Genomic DNA, 16,413 nt, shown 5'->3' with positions numbered 1-16,413 from the left:
GTTTCTTATATTGAACAGGCACTGTTTCCTTCGGATGATGTGAAAAAGCGGGCCCTATCTTTTCAGGGGAGGAAAGGGATACTCCTCTATATCGAGTCACTGACGGATCAAAAAGTGATCCAGAAAAATATCATCGAACCGCTCACCCGGAATCACAGTGACGAACTGGACCATTTATTCACTTCCGTGGAGTTAAAGAGAGAAAACGACTTGGAAAAGGGCATTGCCGCTTTGCTCAAAGGCATGTGCCTTTATTTTCTGGATGGGCATAAGGATTTCCTCGTCATAGGAGCAAAGGCTTCTTACGTTCGGGATATATCCGAACCTGAGAACGAGTACGTGGTCCGCGGACCCCACAACGGGTTTGTAGAGGACTTGACTCACAACCTGTATGCTGTCCGAAAGTTGATGGAAAGTCCTAACTTGCGAGTCCGGTATATGCATATCGGAAGAGTCACCCAGACAAAGGTGGCCATTCTTTATCTGCAGGATGTGGCCAATCCCCGACTGATCAAGGAAGTGGAACGGCGGCTAAAGGACATCTCTGCCGATATGTTGATGTCCCCTGGATTTATCCAAGAGTTTATGGAGGACAAAACTTTTTCCCCGTTTCCGCAGATATTAATTACAGAGCGTCCGGACCGGACTGTATCCAACCTCATGGATGGCCGGGTGGCTATCATGGCTGACGGGGATCCGACTGCCTTGATTGTACCGGTGACCTTGTTCGCCTTTTACCAATCAGTCGATGACTATCACAGCCGCTGGATGGTGGGATCGTTCGTCAGGATGATCCGGTTGTTGAGTTTTTTAGTCGCCTTTCAGCTGCCGGCTTTCTATATCGCCACGGTCTCTTTCCACCCGGAAATTCTGCCGGTAGACCTGGTTTTCAGACTCCAAGGCAGCATATCACATGTTCCCTTTCCCCCGTTGCTTGAAGTGATATTCTTGGAATTGATTTTTGAGTTGCTGCGAGAATCAGGGATTCGCCTGCCGAGCCGGGTTGGCCAGACCATCGGCATTGTCGGCGGTTTGGTGATCGGCGATGCGATCGTCCGGACGGGATTGGTCTCTTATCCGACGACGATCGTGGTTGCCCTGACGGCGATTGCTTCCTTTGTCGTTCCGTCGAACGAAATGAGCGGGGCGGTTCGCTTCCTCCGGTTTCCGTTGATGTTTTTTGCGGCCATGTATGGATATTACGGAATTTCCTTCGGATTGATGATGATTTCTATGCACTTGTGCAAACTGGAATCTTTTGGAACCCCCTACCTGGCTCCCTTAGCTCCCCTGCGGTTGAAGGATATGAAGGACACGTTTCTCCGTTTCCCGATTTGGACGTTGAGCCAACGTCCTCATGATCCGCATCCGAAGCGGATGACGCAGGAAACCGTTTCAAGGAGTTGGAAGCGCCGTGACCAGCGAAAAAAGTAGCATTTCCCCAGTGCAAATGGCCTTGTTTATCATCCAGACTCAAATAGGGGTGGGGATTCTGTCCCTTCCCTCCAAGGTGCATATGATTGCCAAAGGCGGGGGTTGGATTTCCGTATTGATCTCCGGTATTGTGGTACAAGTCCTCATTTTTATCATGTGGGCCTTGATGAAACGCTTCCCTAATTCTACGGTCTATGAGATCAGCTCCCAGATCTTCGGTAATTTCCTCGGGAAAGTAGTCAACTTCGCCTATACGGGTTACTTTATTACCGTCGGCGTATTCGTTATGGTGTCCTTCAGCGATGTTCTCAACCGGTGGATGTTGCCGAAAACCCCCAGGTGGGCGGTTCTGGTCCTAATGGTAGTGGCCGGTATATACTTGGCTAGGGGAAATATAAGGATGATGGCGCGGTATTATGTGTTGACTTCTTTCCTCATCCTTCTCTTGATACTTCTGGTAACTTATGGTTTTGTCGATGTCGACTTCACACTGATGTTTCCGATTCAGGAAGCCGGCTGGGGGAATATCGTGAAAGCTTCCAAAGATACGTTTACGGCCATGTATGGCTTTGAAATGCTGCTTTTGATTTATCCCTTCGTTGAAGGAAAAAGCAGGGGAAAATTAAAGGCTGCGTTTTTTGCCAACCTATTTGTTACTCTTTCTTATACCTTTACTGTATTCATTTGCTTGATCGCATTTAATCCGGAACAGCTTCGATTGATTTCTGAACCGGTCTTGTATTTGATCCGACGTTATCAGTTGTATATGGTCCACCGTCCCGATTTAATCTTCATAAACATTTGGGCGACGACGATCATCGTCACGGCAGCAAGTTACTATTATGCCGCTGCCACTGGGCTGGCCTCTCTCTTCGGCAGCCGTAACCACAGCAAATGGGTCCCTTATGCTGTGCTCTGTTGCTTTGTAGTCTCCCTCATCCCCCAAACTTCGAGTGGAATGGTCAAATTAAGCAAATTTGTCGATATAGCGGCGTATGTTTTTTTGCACGGGTTGCCTTTGATGTTGTTGGTGCTTTCTTACTTGTTAAAAAAGAAGGAGCGTGGAACAGCATGAAAAAAGGAATCGCTTGGATCTCTCTCTTTTCTATGCTCCTCTTTCTGCCGGGATGTTGGGATCAGGATGATTTAAAAGAGGCTCGGTTGGTTATTCTATATTCGATGGATCGGACTTCAGAGGGGAAGATCGAACAAACGGCAGCCATCCGGGAAGTGGAACCGGGGGAGCAGCAAAGAATCGTAGACGAAATACATTCTGCGGTCGGACTTACTGAAAGGGATTCGGTAAATCAGTTAAGAAAGAAAACCGCGGGCCGTGTTCGCCATTATGATGATCTGGTGTACCTGATCGGAAAATCCTTGGCCACGTCCGATATTTATCCTTTGCTGGATGTTTTGTACCGGGATCCAAAAACAGCGGTCTACGCCAAGATGGCGATTGTGGACGGAAAGGCACAAGATATCTTTCGAATCAAAAAGACGGGGACATTTTTCATTGGTCAATACCTGTTCGAAGTACTTAAAAATGCGGAGAATTTCAGTATCATTTCTTCGCCGAACACCGTTGAATCGACTTTTTCGAAGATGTTGGATCCGGGGAAAGATTTCATGATCCCCCTTGTCAAAAAAACGGGAGAAAGAGAGGTTCAAGTTACAGGAGTTGCGATGTTCCACGGTCACCGCATGACTGGAAGACTTCATCACGATCAAGCGGTTTTATTTAACTTGCTCTCGGGTCGATACGGTAAGGAGACCCGGTTTGCACGAAAGGTTCACCCCGGCAACCCCGACAATCCAGCCAATTATATCGTTATCCAGATCAATCGGGTGAAGCGCAAGTTCAAGGTGGCAACCCGGCCCGATGGGAAGGTGGATGTCCAACTCCACGCGAAACTACGGGCGATAGCGATGGAATATCCCCGAAATGAGCTGGAAAATGAAAAAAAAATAAAAAAGCTGAATAAAACCCTCTCGAACATGTTGACGCGGGAGTCCAAGGAAGTGATCCAAAAAATGCAGCGAGCCCGCTGCGATGCCTTCGGGGTAGGTCGACAGCTGATTGCCTTTCATCCGGAAGTGTGGAAGCGAAAGAAATGGTCAAAAGATTATCCCAAGGTTCGATTCCATACCAAAGTGGAAGTGGAGATTATGGGAGACGACCTTCTGAAATAAAGAGGGAGAGGTTTGTGATCAAGCTGGCCGCTCAAAAAAGAGCGGCTTTTTTATCTGTTTGGCCCTGGAAGCAAGGATTTATGTTCCAGCGTGGCGAAAAATAAAAAAATGTTCGATACAGGTAGGTTAAATGAGCAGGGCATGTTCTCCTATACAGGTTAACGTCATCATCATGAGGAGGGTTCGGATTGTTTTGCAAACGCCTGTCCCAGCTCCGCAAACGGTCCAATCTGACGCAGGAACAGTTAGCGAAGGAGCTGGGCATCTCCCGGGGGTCCTTGTCGATGTATGAGATCGGCAAGCGGGAACCTGATTTTTTGACACTGCAGAAGGTGGCCCACTTTTTTTCAGTCACCTCAGATTTTTTGATCGGTCTGTCTGATGATCCCCACGGATATGGCTCGCTGCCGCCGTTGTACCGTGAATTGACGGAAATAACGGAAGAGGAGATCGATTATCTGCGGGAAAGTTTAGAGGCTTACAGGAAAGTCAAGCAAAAATGGGAATAGAGAATGGGTCATATAAAAACGCCCACCAATCAGGTGGGCGTGAGGCTTCCTATGGATTATGTGTCGAGGCCGACGGCTTCCTGGATGGAATGGAGACCATCCCGCTCCATCAGCCGGATTAGCTCACGGTTGATCGATTTGACAATGCTCGGACCGCGGTAGATCATTCCCGTATACACCTGTACGAGAGTGGCACCGGCCCGGATCGTGGCATAGGCGTCTTCGCCCGTGAAAATGCCTCCGACACCGATGATGGGAACCCGGCCTTCTGTGGAACGGTACAGGTGCCGAATCACTTCGACAGCCCGTTCGCGCAGAGGACGGCCGCTCAGGCCGCCCGTTTCCTGTTGATGGGCGCTTTTCAGGCCATCCCGGGCAAGGGTGGTATTGACGGCGATCAATCCATCAATCCCCAGTCCCAAACCGATTTGAACAATTTCATTCAGTTGCTCATCTGTCAGATCCGGAGCCACTTTGAGAAAGACGGGTCGAACTTCCCCCGTTTCTTCCCGCATCACTTCCCGTTCCCCCAAAACGTCTGACAACAGCCGGTACAGTGCCTCTGTGTGCTGCAGGTCCCGCAGTCCCGCCGTATTGGGTGAGCTGACATTGACGACGAAATAATCTCCATGCCGATAAAGAGCCCGAAGCCCCATACGGTAATCGGCTGCTGCCTGTTCCTGAGGCGTATGCTTGTTTTTTCCCAGGTTGACGCCGATGGGGATATTGGGGCGGGGCAGGTCGCTAAAATGGGCGCCCGCCTGGATCACCCCGCTGTTGTTAAAGCCCATACGGTTAATCAAGGCTTCATCTTCCGGCAGACGGTAAAGCCGCGGCTGGGGATTGCCGGGTTGGGGACGCGGAGTCAAAGTGCCTACTTCCACAAAACCGAATCCCAGCGCGGCTAAGGCGGGATACACCCGGGCATGCTTGTCGAACCCGGCCGCCAATCCCACCGGGTTGTCAAAGTTCATCTGGCAACAGGAGACGGCCAATCGCGGGTCTTTCCAATCATATGCTCGATGCATCAACCAGAGCAGAGCGGATGAGTGTTGGACGGCTTCCAACCCTTTCACGGTCCACTCATGGGCTTTTTCCGGATCCAAACGAAATAACCATTTCTTTATCCATGCATACACGTCGGGTAATTCCTTTCACAAACTATCAATCTTGTTTCTTTCACGTAGCATATCATATTTTTTCGGGGGTGTCTCTTATCCGATTTATGAAATGCGTATGGCTTGAAAACCCTGTTATGTGATAGGATTTAAAGCAATAATATTAAAAAAGGAATGGAATTGATCGAATACATAGAGTAATCCCAAGGAGTTGAAAAATATGGCGGCAGACGCGAATTTCATCGTAACTACGTATCGGGTGGAAGGCGCTACCGATCTGGAAAAAAAGGCCAAAAGCATCGCGGTGGGCTTGACCGTGGGGACTTGGACGGAATTGCCCGCGGACAAACAGAAAACGATGGCGCCACATTTGGGTCAAGTCGTGGATGTGAAAGAGCTTCCCCCGGCGGCGGACGGTACTCCCCGCGGGGAGATTACGGTGGGATATCCCGTAATCAACGTCCTCCCGGATATCCCTGCTTTGCTGACCACCGTTTTCGGCAAATTGTCGATGGACGGTTCCATTAAGTTGGTGGATGTGGACTTGCCGGAAGCATTTGAGGCGCAGTTGCCCGGACCCCGATTCGGTGTGGAAGGGGTGCGGGAGCGGCTGGGTGTGGAAGGCCGTCCGCTTCTGATGAGCATATTTAAGCAGTGTATCGGGATGTCCCTTGAAGAGTTGAAAGAGGCCTATCAAGCCCAGATCGACGGCGGAGTGGATCTGGTGAAGGATGATGAGATCTTCTTTGCCGATGAGCAGGCACCGGCTGTGGAACGGGTGAAAACTTTTGCAGCGCTGAATCGGGAACGGGAAGAACAGACTGGAGTCAAAACGCTCTATGCCGTCAACTTGACGGGGCCTGTGGATCAGTTGGTGGATCGGGCTCGAAGGCTGGTGGAAGCGGGAGCTTCCTGCCTGCTTCTCAATGTCCTCCCCTATGGTTTTGACATCTTGCACCGGCTGGCGGCGCATCCGGAAATATCGGTTCCGATCATGGCCCATCCGGCTTTTGCGGGAGCGGTCTACAGCTCGCCGAATCACGGATTGTCTGCACCCTTGCTCCTGGGCAAGTTGATGCGGTGGGCAGGGGCGGATATGGTGCTTTATCCTTCCCCCTATGGATCGGTAGCGATGCCTCGGGAGGAGGCTTTGGGTGTGGCGGAACACCTGCGGTCGGAGCAGCCGCATCACCGCCGGGCATTGCCGGGACCGGCCGCGGGGATTCATCCCGGATTGGTGCCGGTGTTGTACCGGGACTTTGGAACCGATGTACTGGTAAACGCCGGCGGAGGCATTCACGGACATCCTCAGGGCTCCACTGCCGGTGGAAAAGCATTTATTGCTGCCATCGATGCCGTGACGGAAGGCCGCTCGTTAGAGGAAGCGGCGGCGGACCATCCGGAGCTTCGGACAGCCATAGAAAAGTGGGGAGTGCTCGTCCATTGAACCAAGCGACTGCGCTCCAACGTCCGGTGATTTTTTGCGACTTTGATGGCACGATCACGGTGAACGACAACATCATCCGGATACTTAAACACTTTGACCCGCCGGGGTGGAAGGCGATCAAGGACGATATCCTGACTCAGCGGGTGAGCATTCGGGAAGGAGTGGGGCGTCTCTTTTCCCTGTTGCCTGCCTCCCGTTGCGAGGAAATCGTTCGTTATGCCGTGGACAGCGTCGAGATCCGCCCCGGGTTTGGGGAGTTTCTCCGGTTTTGCCGGGAGGAGGGGATCCGCTTTTTGGTGACCAGCGGGGGAATCGACTTTTTTGTCTATCCCATTTTGAAACCTTTCGGTATTTCCGAGGCGGATATCTATTGCAACGGGAGTGATTTCAGCGGGGAGCAGATTCGGATTACTTGGCCCCATCCGTGTGACGCAGATTGCCCGCAAGGAAATTGCGGGATGTGTAAGACGAGGGTGTTGCGCTCCTATCCGAACAGCCGGACGAAAATCGTGATCGGTGACAGTATTACCGACTTGGCGGCCGCCAAGATGGCCGATTTGGTCATCGCGCGGGATCTGCTGTTGAAGAAATGTCAGGACTTGCATCTTCCACATCGTCCCTTTACGACGTTTACCGATGTGATCGAGATATTGAAATCGGAGTTTTTGCTGACAGGGGGGAATTCCCGGTGACGTCAATGCTGAACTATTCCAAAGTGGATGTTTCCCTGGAGAAAATGCAGGCCGTCTTTGATCAGTTGCGGGAGGTCAAAGAGGTATTTGCCGGTCGAGGGTGGTTTCCCGCCACTTCCGGCAACCTCTCCCTTCGGGTGGAGGGAGAAAACGGAGATACCCTGGTGGCGGTGACCGCCAGCGGAAAAGACAAGGCGATTCATACCCCGGAAGATTTTCTGGTGGTGGATCTGGAAGGGAAGCCGACTTTGCCGACCCATCTGAAGCCTTCGGCGGAAACGTTGGTTCACACAGCTCTTTACCGCAAATGGAGCGATTGCCGGGCGGTGTTTCACGTACATACGGTGGCTAATAACCTGGTGTCGGATCGGTGCTTTGAAGCAGGAGGGGTCACCTTTGCCCGCCATGAGCTGATAAAAGCGTTGGGGGTTTGGGATGAAGGAGCCTCGATTACCGTTCCCATCGTAGAAAATGATGCCGATATTCGCCGGTTGGCCCATGCGGTAGAAAAAGCAGCCGGCGCCCGTGTTCCGGGTGTTCTCATCCGCAACCACGGTATTTACGTATGGGGAGACAGCGCCTTTTCTGCCAAGCGGCATTTGGAAGCTTTCGAGTTTTTGTTTGCATATCAGGTTCAGCAATGGATGCTGGAACACAGGCGATGAGGGACCTGCAAGGGGAAGACAGGAAAAAGCCGACCTTGCAGTCGAGAGGCTGCTGACAAAGTTTCTCGGAATGTGCACGAACTCAGCGACAAGAGAGGAGACGAGACAAAAAGCGGCGCATAGCACGACCTGGGAGCTTGCGACCAAGGCGTGACGTGTGCCCTGTGGGTGCTTGTACTTTTTGAGTGCACTTTCGCATTGTGCCGCGTCTCGTTGAATCACTTGGAGCGGACAGTATAACTTCTGCGTCGGAGGAAAGGGAGCAATGGGCAAAAGAGTCGAAGCGATTATAAAGGTTTGTCATCAAGCTGCCGGCCCTGCGGTCGAAATATATTCATTATGGCGGCCCGTGATGTAACCAGGGGATCACGGCAGGCAATAATTGCAAAGAAAAAGGTGAAGGAAAGGGGATCAGCATGGCACAGATTCATATTCGCAATACAGGGGAACGTTTGGCAGGCGAGGCGGAGGTGCGCGATTTTCTGGAACGCCAAGAGGTGCTGTATGAGCACTGGGATCCGGAAAAGCTGCCGGAATCCTTACAGGAGAAATTCAATCTGACGGACGAGGAGAAAGAAGAAATCCTGCGGACGTATGAAGAGGAGATCCGTTCATTGGCCCAGCGGCGCGGATATGTGCAATGGGATATCGTTTCCCTGTCCGAGGAGACCCCCAACTTGGATGAGCTGCTCAAGAAGTTTGAAAATGTCCACACCCATACCGAAGATGAGGTGCGGGCGATTACGGCAGGCAACGGTATTTTCACCATCAAGGGGGATGAGGAAACGGGTTATTTTGACGTAGAACTGTCCGCCGGAGACGTGATCTCCGTCCCGGAAAACACACCCCATTTCTTTACGTTGATGGAGAATCGCCGGGTAGTTGCCGTGCGGCTGTTTATCGATCCTTCCGGCTGGGTGGCCCATCCATATCAGGATCCGGCTTTTGTCAAGGAATCATCTCGCATGAAGTGATTAAAGGGGGTACCGATGATGGGGGAGGCTTATCAGGCACTGAACGAACAGACCGCGGTGAATTACGCACGCCGATTGGAAGGAGTGTTTCCGGAAGAAGCGGTGCTGGAAAATCGGGAAATCGGCGATGGGAATTTGAATCTGGTTTTTCATATCGTCGATCCTGCGTCGGGCCGGAGTGTCATCATCAAGCAGGCGTTGCCTTACGCCCGGGTGGTGGGCGAGTCCTGGCCGCTGACGCTGGACCGGGCGCGAATTGAAGGAGAAGCGCTCCAACTTTACAACCAGTGGGCACCGGGATTGGTTCCCAAGGTGTTTGCCAGTGACAGGGAGCAGGCGTTGACCGTGATGGAGGATTTATCCGATCATATCATTCTGCGAAAAGGGATGATCGGGCGCACCCGCTACCCCCGGCTGGCGGAGGATATGGCTGCTTTTTTGGCCCGAACTCTCTTTTTCAGTTCGGAGTATGCACTGACTCCGGCGGAGAAAAAAGCGCGTGTCCGCCAATTTATCAATCCGGAAATGTGTGATATTACCGAAAAATTGGTGTTTACCGATCCTTATTATGATGCGGAAACCAACTCTTTCAACCCTTTGATCCGGGAAGAAGTGGAGTCCATTTGGAAGAACGAGGGTTTGAAGCGGGAAGTGGCTCAGCTGAAGGAAGCGTTTATGGCTCGGGCACAGGCGCTCCTGCACGGGGATTTGCATACGGGGTCGATCATGGTTACCGCTGAAAGCACCAAGGTGATTGATCCGGAATTCGCTTTTTACGGGCCGATGGGCTTTGACGTGGGGGCATTGTGGGCCAACTTCTTCCTTTCCTATGTCTCCCAGGAGGGACATCCGGGGGATGCGGAAGAAATACGATCCTACCGGGAATGGATCAGGGACACGGCTGAAGCGATGTGGACTGGATTTGAGTCCCGCTTCCGGGCATTGTGGCAAGAGCACGTGACGGATCCGATGTGGACCGCTCCCGGCTTTTTGGATGATGTGATACACCAGGTGCTGCAGGATGCGGCGGGTTTCGCCGGATGCAAGATGATGCGCCGGGTGATCGGTTTGGCGCCGGTGGCGGATCTGGAGTCGCTCGAGGATGCGTCGGAACGGGCCAAAGCGGAAAAGCTGGCATTGGAAGTAGGGAAGGCCTTGGTATTGCGACGGCGAAATCTGCACAGCGCAGAGGATGTACTCCGTCTGGTTTGTTCCATCGCCTCCAAACAGGAGGTGCAAGCATGACCCAGCCGGTATGGACCCCGCCGCATCCTCTTTCCCTCGAGTGGAAGGGGGATTATTTGGCGCTGTTGGATCAGCGCCGTCTGCCCGCGGAAAAAGTGGTTCTCCAGATCACCACAGCGGAAGAAGTGCGAGAGGCCATCGTTCACTTGGCTGTGCGGGGAGCTCCCGCCATCGGGATTGCGGCGGTGTACGGTTTGTATCTGGGAATGCGCAACTTTCAAGATGGGGAAGAGGACGCTTTTTGGCAGGAGCTTCCCCGGTTGGTCGACGATCTCAATGCCGCTCGTCCGACAGCGGTCAACCTCTCTTGGGCGTTGAAACGGACAGCGGCGAAAGTGGAAACCCTGCGCAGCCGATCAGTAGAAGAACTAAAAGCGGCGATTCTGGCTGAGGCACGGGCCATTCACCGGGAAGATGCCGAGGTCTGCCGCCGGATCGGTGAATATGCATTAACGTTGTTGAAAGACGGCATGGGCATCCTGACCCATTGCAATGCCGGCGGTCTGGCTACGGCAGCTTACGGCACGGCCTTGGCTCCGATGTATCTGGCCCATGAACGGGGCTGGAAGCTGAAAGTGTATGCGGATGAGACGCGGCCCGTGTTGCAAGGGTCTCGGCTGACGGCGTTTGAGTTGCAACAGGCGGGCTTGGATGTGACACTGATCTGTGACAACATGGCTGGAGCAGTAATGAAAGAAGGCAAAGTGCAAGTTGTGATCGTGGGGACGGACCGGGTGGCTGCCAACGGGGACGTTGCCAACAAAATCGGCACGTACAGTGTGGCAGTATTGGCCAAAGCTCACGGTATTCCCTTTTACGTGGCTGCTCCCACATCCTCCATCGATCTCGGCACCCCGACGGGAGCGGAGATTCCCATTGAAGAAAGGGCGGCAGAAGAGATCACCTGCGGGTTTGGCAAAGCGACCGCCCCGGAGGGAGTCCAGGTATACAATCCTGCCTTTGATGTCACCCCGGCGGAATACGTCACGGCCATCATCACCGAGAATGGCATCGTTGACCCGCGGGATAAAGAAGGGCTGCGCCGGGTCGTTCTTCATAAACAGACTATAGCGGAAAAATGATCGTGAAATCTCAGTAAATATGAACGCCCGCCGTTGCAGCGGGCTTATTCCTCATGGGTATAATCATGCCAACCAGCCGATCAACAGACACAACGCTCCCAGTGCGGCCAGTTCCAACCCGGCACTGCGGTCGCGAATGCGAAGAAAAATACCGCCGATCCCCATGGCGATCCCGATATACGTGAAAAAATTCCCCCATTGCTCCATCGTGTTCTCCTCCTCAACCTTTCTCCTTTTCTAAAGGGAAAGTGTATCACGTCTTTATAACCTATTCCCCCGGATGTTTCATCCTTTTCATTGTACTTGAGAAAAGAACCGGTGCCATAGCCCTCTCGGGCTAAGGCGTGTCTGGTAAATTAAGCTTTTTCGATAGATGGTAGGGTCGGTGTGGTCGGTGAAGATCCTTTGCACTCACAGAGTACAAGTCTCGCCAAGGTCGCTCCGCTCCCTGATCTCGCTATGCGCTTTTTGTAAGAGATCGGAGACGCTCACACCGGACCGGCTCCCCTGTAACAAAGGATCAGACAAACCTTAGGCTCCCATTTATATATTCGAGGCGGTGCGTTTTTTTTTGAGTATAATGAAGGGGCGGAAACGGAGTGAGACGAGTGAAATTGCCTTTTGCAACACAAAATGAAGGAAAAATCAAGGAATCGAAACGGGTATTGTCCCAGTACGGAATTGAAGTCGTTCCCATTGCCTTGGACATCTCCGAACCGGATGCGGGCTCCATCGAACATGTGACACGGGAGAAGCTGCGTCAAGTGCGGGGAATGGGAGTGGACCGGGCGATGGTGGATGATGCAGGCATCTTTTTTGCTGCTTATCATCAGTTTCCGGGTGTGCTGTCCAAGCGTGTGTTTCAGGGGATCGGCTATCGGGGAGTGATGAAGCTGCTCGCCGGCGAGACACGACAAGCTTGGTTTGAAGGCGGCATCGGATTATTGTGGGACGGGGAGGAAGTCTTTTTCTCCGCCCGGACGAGGGGGCGGCTACTGGAATCTTTGCCCGCCGGCGTGACACCGGACCCGGGTTTTCCTTTCGACGCGCTCTTTGTGCCGGAAGGAGAGCATCGCACGTTGGCAGAGATGCTCCCTGCAGAACGGGAACGCTTCTCTTACCGGGTGGTAGCATTGAAAGAACTGGCGGAATGGCTTCGCCGGCGTGAGGGCTCCGGAAATTCTTAAGAAGAAGAGCCGACCGCTGTCACATCACTGCAAGGTTGCGAGTCTTTGCACAGTATCTGTTGAGAACCATAGGATCGCCGCGTTGACGATTTCTGGGGGCAATGTTACACTACTAGGAAAAACCGGTTCCTTTAGTTCATTAGCAGACTAAAGTATTTTTAAGGTTCAGGGAGTGGACAAAATCATGGCGAAGCCGCGAGAGTTTGAAAAACCGACGGGTGTTCGCGATTTCCCCCCGCGTGTGGCCGAAAAGAAGCGGGCCGTGGAAGAGCGTGTGCGGGTATGCTTCGAGCGCTGGGGGTATCGGGAAGTGATCACCCCAACTTTGGAATATTTTGAGACAGTGGGCGGTGCGAGCGCCATTGAGGAACATAAATTGTTCAAGCTGTTGGATCGGGACGGACAAACCTTGGTGCTGCGGCCGGACCAAACCGCTCCGATTGCTCGGGTGGTTGCCTCCATGCTTAGGGAGGAGCCGTTGCCGTTGCGCCTCTATTACCATGCCAATGTGTTCCGTGCCCAGGAAAACGAAGCGGGACGCAATGCAGAGTTTTACCAATCCGGTGTGGAGCTGGTGGGAGATGCTTCACCTGAAGCGGATGCGGAAGTGGTCGCTTTGGCGATGGAGGCGCTGCAAGCTTGCGAGATTGAGCCCCTGCAAATCGTTGTGGGACATATCGGGCTGCTGGATGGTCTGCTGAGTGAACGCCTGACGGATCGTTCCCAGGCCGCTCTGTTGAAAGAGAGCCTGGGACAGCGCAATTTTGTGGCTTATCGAAACCAAGTGCGCCGTTTCCAGCTGCCGAAAGAAGATGAAGAAAATCTGCTCTCCCTGCTCCGAATTCGGGGAAACCGGGAGCAGCTGACGGTATTGCGGGATCTGGCCCATACCGGCCGGACACGGGAAGCCGTCAGCCACTTGGAAGCGATGTGGGACGCTTTGGAGGATATGGGCGCAGCCGGACATGTGGTACTGGACCTGAGTCTGGTTGGCAGCCTGGATTACTATACGGGCATCTACTTTGAAGGGTACGGTTCCGCCAAAGGGGCCTACCTGGTGAGCGGCGGCCGCTATGACCGGTTGCTGGAGCAGTTTGACCGGCCCACCCCGGCGACGGGATTCGGTCTGAAAACAGATCGGCTGATGGAAGCGAGCCCCTCTTTTGATCGGGAAGGGGAACGGATCGCGCTGGCCTACTCTCCGAAGGCCCGGGAAGAAGCCTTCCGGGAAGCGCGGCGTCTGCGGGAGGCGGGACAGGCTGTCTTTTTGTACCGGTTCAAGGAAGGAGAAACCGCCGTACCCGCAGCGATGCGAAAGTCCTTTGACCGCGTGTTGGAGGTAAAGGAGGATGGACATGTCCGCATTTGACACCTTGACCATAGCCATGCCCAAGGGACGGATCTTTGGTGAAGCGACGGAGTTGTTGCGTCAGGCGGGAGTGCCTTTGCCCGCGGATGTGTCGGAAGACTCCCGCAAACTCACGGTTTCCGCCCCGGAAGCCGGGCTCTCTTTTTTGTTGGTGAAGCCCGTCGATGTTCCCACTTACGTGGAGCACGGGGTGGCCGATCTGGGCGTGGTCGGAAAAGATGTATTGCTGGAAGAAGCGCGGGATGTGTATGAGCTGTTGGACCTCGGAATCAGCCCTTGTCATATGGCGGTGGCGGGTCTGCCGGATTGGTCGCCGGTATTGCATCCCAAGGTGGCTACCAAGTACCCGCGTATTGCGGACCGGTACTTCCGGGAGCAGGGGCAGCAAGTGGAAGTGATTAAGCTGAACGGTTCGGTGGAGCTGGCCCCCTTGATCGGACTGGCCGACCGGATCGTGGATATCGTATCCACCGGACGAACACTGAAGGAAAACGGATTGACAGAATTGGAGCATATCACAGATATCACCTCCCGTCTGATTGCCAACCGGGCCAGCTACCGGCTGAAGAGCGGACGCATCCAGGATCTGTATGAAAAATTGGCCTCTGTCGTGGAGAAAGGGGAACCCGTATGATCAGCATCGTGAACCCTGGAGAGTTGGCTACCCGTCGGGAAGTGGAATCCGGCAGCAACGAGCAAGAACAAGCGGTCAAAGAAATCCTGGCTGCCGTTCGAGCGGAAGGGGATGCGGCCGTCCGGCGGTTAACCGAGCGCTTTGACGGGGCACGGTTGGCGTCTTGGGATGTGACGGAGGCGGAATTTGAAGCGGCTTACCAAGCCGTGTCGCCGGAATTTGTGGAAGCCCTCCGTCAGGCGGCAGCCCGCATTCGCCGTTATCATGAAAAGCAAAAGCGGCAGTCCTGGATGGAACCGGAACCAGACGGTACGGTGCTGGGGCAGTTGATTCGTCCGTTGGAGCGGGTGGGAGTTTATGTACCCGGCGGTCGGGCGGCCTATCCTTCCTCCGTGTTGATGAATGCGTTGCCTGCAAGCGTAGCGGGAGTGAAGGAAGTGGTGATGGTGACCCCGCCCCGACCGGATGGCTCCATTTACCCGCCGACCTTGGTGGCGGCGAAGGAAGCAGGTGTGGATCGGGTGTTGAAAATGGGCGGCGCCCAGGCGGTAGCTGCCTTGGCTTACGGTACCGAAACGGTCCCGGCGGTGGATAAGATTGTCGGCCCCGGTAACGTGTATGTGGCCATAGCCAAGCGGCTCGTCTATGGCCGGGTGGACATCGATATGGTAGCAGGACCCAGCGAGATCGTCGTGGTGGCGGATGAGACGGCCAAACCCGCCCATGTGGCAGCCGATCTGCTGTCCCAAGCGGAACATGATCCGATGGCCTCTGCTGTGCTGATCACGCCTTCTTCGGTGTTGGCGGAGATAGTGGCCCTGGAGCTGGAACAGCAGTGCAGCCGGTTGGAACGGAAAGAGATTGCAGCTGCCTCTTTAAGGGATCATGGAGCGATCTGCATCACGCAGGATATGCCGGAAGCATTGGCTGTCGCCAATCGCTTGGCTCCCGAACACTTGGAGCTGATCGTGGCCGATCCCTGGCACTGGCTGGGACGGGTAAAAAACGCCGGTGCTGTATTTCTCGGCCCGTACAGCCCGGAGCCGGTGGGCGACTATTTCGCAGGGCCCAACCATGTCTTGCCGACGAACGGCACGGCCCGCTTTTTCTCACCCCTGTCGGTGGACGATTTTATCAAAAAGACGAGCCTGATCTCCTACAGTCGGGAAGCCCTCCTGCGGGACGGCCCCCAGGTGATGCGGCTGGCGGAAGCGGAAGGGCTGGGCGCCCATGCTGCTTCGATTGGCGTTCGTCTGGAAGAAGAGGAGGAAAACGATGGCTGAACGGACGGCAACCATTCAACGTCAAACGAAAGAAACCAGCATCTCTTTGACCCTGAACCTGGACGGATCCGGGGAAACCCGTCTTTCCACCGAAGTTCCTTTTTTGGAACATATGTTGGATTTGTTTGCGAAACACGGTTTGTTTGATCTGACAGTGGAGGCGGACGGAGATATTGAGATTGACGACCACCACACGGTGGAAGATATCGCGATTTGCCTGGGGACCGCAATCCGCCAAGCCCTGGGCGATAAAAAAGGTATCCGCCGCTACGGTCAAGCCTGGGTACCGATGGATGAATCGCTGGGCCAAGTGGTGTTGGATTTGTCCAACCGGCCCCACCTGGAGTTTCGAGCGGATTTTCCCCATGCGACTGTAGGCCGTTTTGACACGGAACTCGTCCATGAATTTTTTTGGAAACTGGCCTTGGAAGCGCGGATGAACCTGCACGTGATTCTTCATTACGGGCGAAATACTCATCACATGATCGAGTCTTTGTATAAAGCTCTGGGTCGGGCGCTGGACGAAGCGGTCCAGATTGACCCCCGGGTAAAAAGTGTTCCGTCTTCCAAAGGGGTGTTGTAGC

17 protein-coding genes are annotated in these 16,413 nt (G+C 53.8%); 15 read left to right on the top strand and 2 right to left on the bottom strand.

Annotated features, from left to right (window positions below; genetic code table 11):
* Positions 1–9: 9 nt before the first annotated feature.
* The 4 genes from IEW70_RS00855 to IEW70_RS00840 all read left to right on the top strand — a co-directional run bounded on the left by IEW70_RS00855 (position 10) and on the right by IEW70_RS00840 (position 4,133).
* Entirely contained in the window at positions 10–1,434 is a 1,425-nt protein-coding gene (locus IEW70_RS00855) for a spore germination protein (protein WP_229751748.1), read from the top strand.
* Positions 1,415–2,509, top strand: a complete 1,095-nt coding sequence (locus IEW70_RS00850) for a GerAB/ArcD/ProY family transporter (protein ID WP_188646038.1) — start codon at positions 1,415–1,417, stop codon at positions 2,507–2,509. The genes IEW70_RS00855 and IEW70_RS00850 overlap by 20 nt, the downstream gene beginning before the upstream one ends.
* Positions 2,506–3,624 carry a Ger(x)C family spore germination protein gene (locus IEW70_RS00845; RefSeq protein ID WP_188646037.1) on the top strand — a complete coding sequence of 373 codons (1,119 nt, stop codon included), beginning with the start codon at positions 2,506–2,508 and terminating at the stop codon, positions 3,622–3,624. Before IEW70_RS00850 ends, IEW70_RS00845 begins: the two co-directional genes overlap by 4 nt.
* Before the next feature lie 188 nt (positions 3,625–3,812).
* Positions 3,813–4,133, top strand: coding sequence for a helix-turn-helix domain-containing protein (locus IEW70_RS00840; protein ID WP_188646036.1), 321 nt, complete (start codon positions 3,813–3,815; stop codon positions 4,131–4,133).
* 56 nt (positions 4,134–4,189) lie between these two features.
* Here the strand turns inward: IEW70_RS00840 and IEW70_RS00835 are convergent, their stop codons facing one another.
* Positions 4,190–5,272 carry a quinone-dependent dihydroorotate dehydrogenase gene (locus tag IEW70_RS00835; RefSeq protein WP_188646035.1) on the bottom strand — a complete coding sequence of 361 codons (1,083 nt, stop codon included), beginning with the start codon at positions 5,270–5,272 and terminating at the stop codon, positions 4,190–4,192.
* Between the two features lie 199 nt (positions 5,273–5,471).
* Here IEW70_RS00835 and IEW70_RS00830 point away from each other — a divergent pair, with 199 nt between their 5' ends.
* The 6 genes from IEW70_RS00830 to mtnA all read left to right on the top strand — a co-directional run bounded on the left by IEW70_RS00830 (position 5,472) and on the right by mtnA (position 11,356).
* Positions 5,472–6,698: a 2,3-diketo-5-methylthiopentyl-1-phosphate enolase gene (locus IEW70_RS00830; RefSeq protein WP_188646034.1), complete on the top strand. Its 1,227-nt coding sequence runs from the start codon at positions 5,472–5,474 to the stop codon at positions 6,696–6,698.
* Positions 6,695–7,390, top strand: a complete 696-nt coding sequence (locus IEW70_RS00825) for a 2-hydroxy-3-keto-5-methylthiopentenyl-1-phosphate phosphatase (protein ID WP_188646033.1) — start codon at positions 6,695–6,697, stop codon at positions 7,388–7,390. Before IEW70_RS00830 ends, IEW70_RS00825 begins: the two co-directional genes overlap by 4 nt.
* Positions 7,391–7,395: 5 nt before the next feature.
* The gene (mtnB, locus tag IEW70_RS00820) at positions 7,396–8,055 is read left to right on the top strand and encodes a methylthioribulose 1-phosphate dehydratase (protein ID WP_188646285.1); all 660 of its coding nucleotides are present in this window, start codon (positions 7,396–7,398) and stop codon (positions 8,053–8,055) included.
* Positions 8,056–8,471: 416 nt separating this feature from the next.
* Positions 8,472–9,029, top strand: a complete 558-nt coding sequence (mtnD, locus tag IEW70_RS00815) for an acireductone dioxygenase (protein WP_188646032.1) — start codon at positions 8,472–8,474, stop codon at positions 9,027–9,029.
* A gap of 18 nt (positions 9,030–9,047) precedes the next feature.
* Positions 9,048–10,274 carry an S-methyl-5-thioribose kinase gene (gene mtnK / locus IEW70_RS00810; protein ID WP_188646031.1) on the top strand — a complete coding sequence of 409 codons (1,227 nt, stop codon included), beginning with the start codon at positions 9,048–9,050 and terminating at the stop codon, positions 10,272–10,274.
* On the top strand, positions 10,271–11,356 hold the full coding sequence (mtnA, locus tag IEW70_RS00805; protein WP_188646030.1) for an S-methyl-5-thioribose-1-phosphate isomerase: 1,086 nt from the start codon (positions 10,271–10,273) through the stop codon (positions 11,354–11,356). The genes mtnK and mtnA overlap by 4 nt, the downstream gene beginning before the upstream one ends.
* 63 nt (positions 11,357–11,419) lie before the next feature.
* Here the strand turns inward: mtnA and IEW70_RS00800 are convergent, their stop codons facing one another.
* Positions 11,420–11,563, bottom strand: coding sequence for a hypothetical protein (locus IEW70_RS00800; RefSeq protein WP_188646029.1), 144 nt, complete (start codon positions 11,561–11,563; stop codon positions 11,420–11,422).
* 392 nt (positions 11,564–11,955) lie between these two features.
* Here IEW70_RS00800 and IEW70_RS00795 point away from each other — a divergent pair, with 392 nt between their 5' ends.
* From IEW70_RS00795 to hisB, 5 genes are all read left to right on the top strand, one after another.
* Positions 11,956–12,543, top strand: coding sequence for a non-canonical purine NTP pyrophosphatase (locus tag IEW70_RS00795; protein WP_188646028.1), 588 nt, complete (start codon positions 11,956–11,958; stop codon positions 12,541–12,543).
* 184 nt (positions 12,544–12,727) lie between these two features.
* Positions 12,728–13,912 (top strand): ATP phosphoribosyltransferase regulatory subunit, encoded by a 1,185-nt coding sequence (locus tag IEW70_RS00790; RefSeq protein WP_188646027.1) that lies wholly within the window; start codon positions 12,728–12,730, stop codon positions 13,910–13,912.
* On the top strand, positions 13,899–14,546 hold the full coding sequence (hisG, locus tag IEW70_RS00785; RefSeq protein ID WP_188646026.1) for an ATP phosphoribosyltransferase: 648 nt from the start codon (positions 13,899–13,901) through the stop codon (positions 14,544–14,546). Before IEW70_RS00790 ends, hisG begins: the two co-directional genes overlap by 14 nt.
* Positions 14,546–15,829, top strand: coding sequence for a histidinol dehydrogenase (hisD, locus tag IEW70_RS00780; RefSeq protein ID WP_373285893.1), 1,284 nt, complete (start codon positions 14,546–14,548; stop codon positions 15,827–15,829). The genes hisG and hisD overlap by 1 nt, the downstream gene beginning before the upstream one ends.
* Complete coding sequence (hisB, locus tag IEW70_RS00775) at positions 15,822–16,412, top strand: imidazoleglycerol-phosphate dehydratase HisB (RefSeq protein ID WP_188646024.1); 591 nt, start codon at positions 15,822–15,824, stop codon at positions 16,410–16,412. The genes hisD and hisB overlap by 8 nt, the downstream gene beginning before the upstream one ends.
* Position 16,413 lies beyond the last annotated feature (1 nt).

This window comes from Marinithermofilum abyssi (assembly GCF_014641195.1).
GTDB lineage: Bacteria > Bacillota > Bacilli > Thermoactinomycetales > DSM-45169 > Marinithermofilum > Marinithermofilum abyssi.
This window is presented reverse-complemented; position numbering and strand designations above follow the sequence as displayed.

What these genes read in the sequence shown, in the direction of transcription:
- IEW70_RS00845 (WP_188646037.1), top strand. Translation starts at nt 2,506, where the DNA reads ATGAAAAAAGGAATCGCTTGGATCTCTCTCTTTTCTATGCTCCTCTTT.
- IEW70_RS00830 (WP_188646034.1), top strand. Translation starts at nt 5,472, where the DNA reads ATGGCGGCAGACGCGAATTTCATCGTAACTACGTATCGGGTGGAAGGC.
- mtnB (WP_188646285.1), top strand. Translation starts at nt 7,396, where the DNA reads ATGCTGAACTATTCCAAAGTGGATGTTTCCCTGGAGAAAATGCAGGCC.
- mtnD (WP_188646032.1), top strand. Translation starts at nt 8,472, where the DNA reads ATGGCACAGATTCATATTCGCAATACAGGGGAACGTTTGGCAGGCGAG.
- mtnK (WP_188646031.1), top strand. Translation starts at nt 9,048, where the DNA reads ATGGGGGAGGCTTATCAGGCACTGAACGAACAGACCGCGGTGAATTAC.
- mtnA (WP_188646030.1), top strand. Translation starts at nt 10,271, where the DNA reads ATGACCCAGCCGGTATGGACCCCGCCGCATCCTCTTTCCCTCGAGTGG.
- IEW70_RS00800 (WP_188646029.1), bottom strand. Translation starts at nt 11,563, where the DNA reads ATGGAGCAATGGGGGAATTTTTTCACGTATATCGGGATCGCCATGGGG.
- IEW70_RS00790 (WP_188646027.1), top strand. Translation starts at nt 12,728, where the DNA reads ATGGCGAAGCCGCGAGAGTTTGAAAAACCGACGGGTGTTCGCGATTTC.
- hisG (WP_188646026.1), top strand. Translation starts at nt 13,899, where the DNA reads ATGTCCGCATTTGACACCTTGACCATAGCCATGCCCAAGGGACGGATC.
- hisB (WP_188646024.1), top strand. Translation starts at nt 15,822, where the DNA reads ATGGCTGAACGGACGGCAACCATTCAACGTCAAACGAAAGAAACCAGC.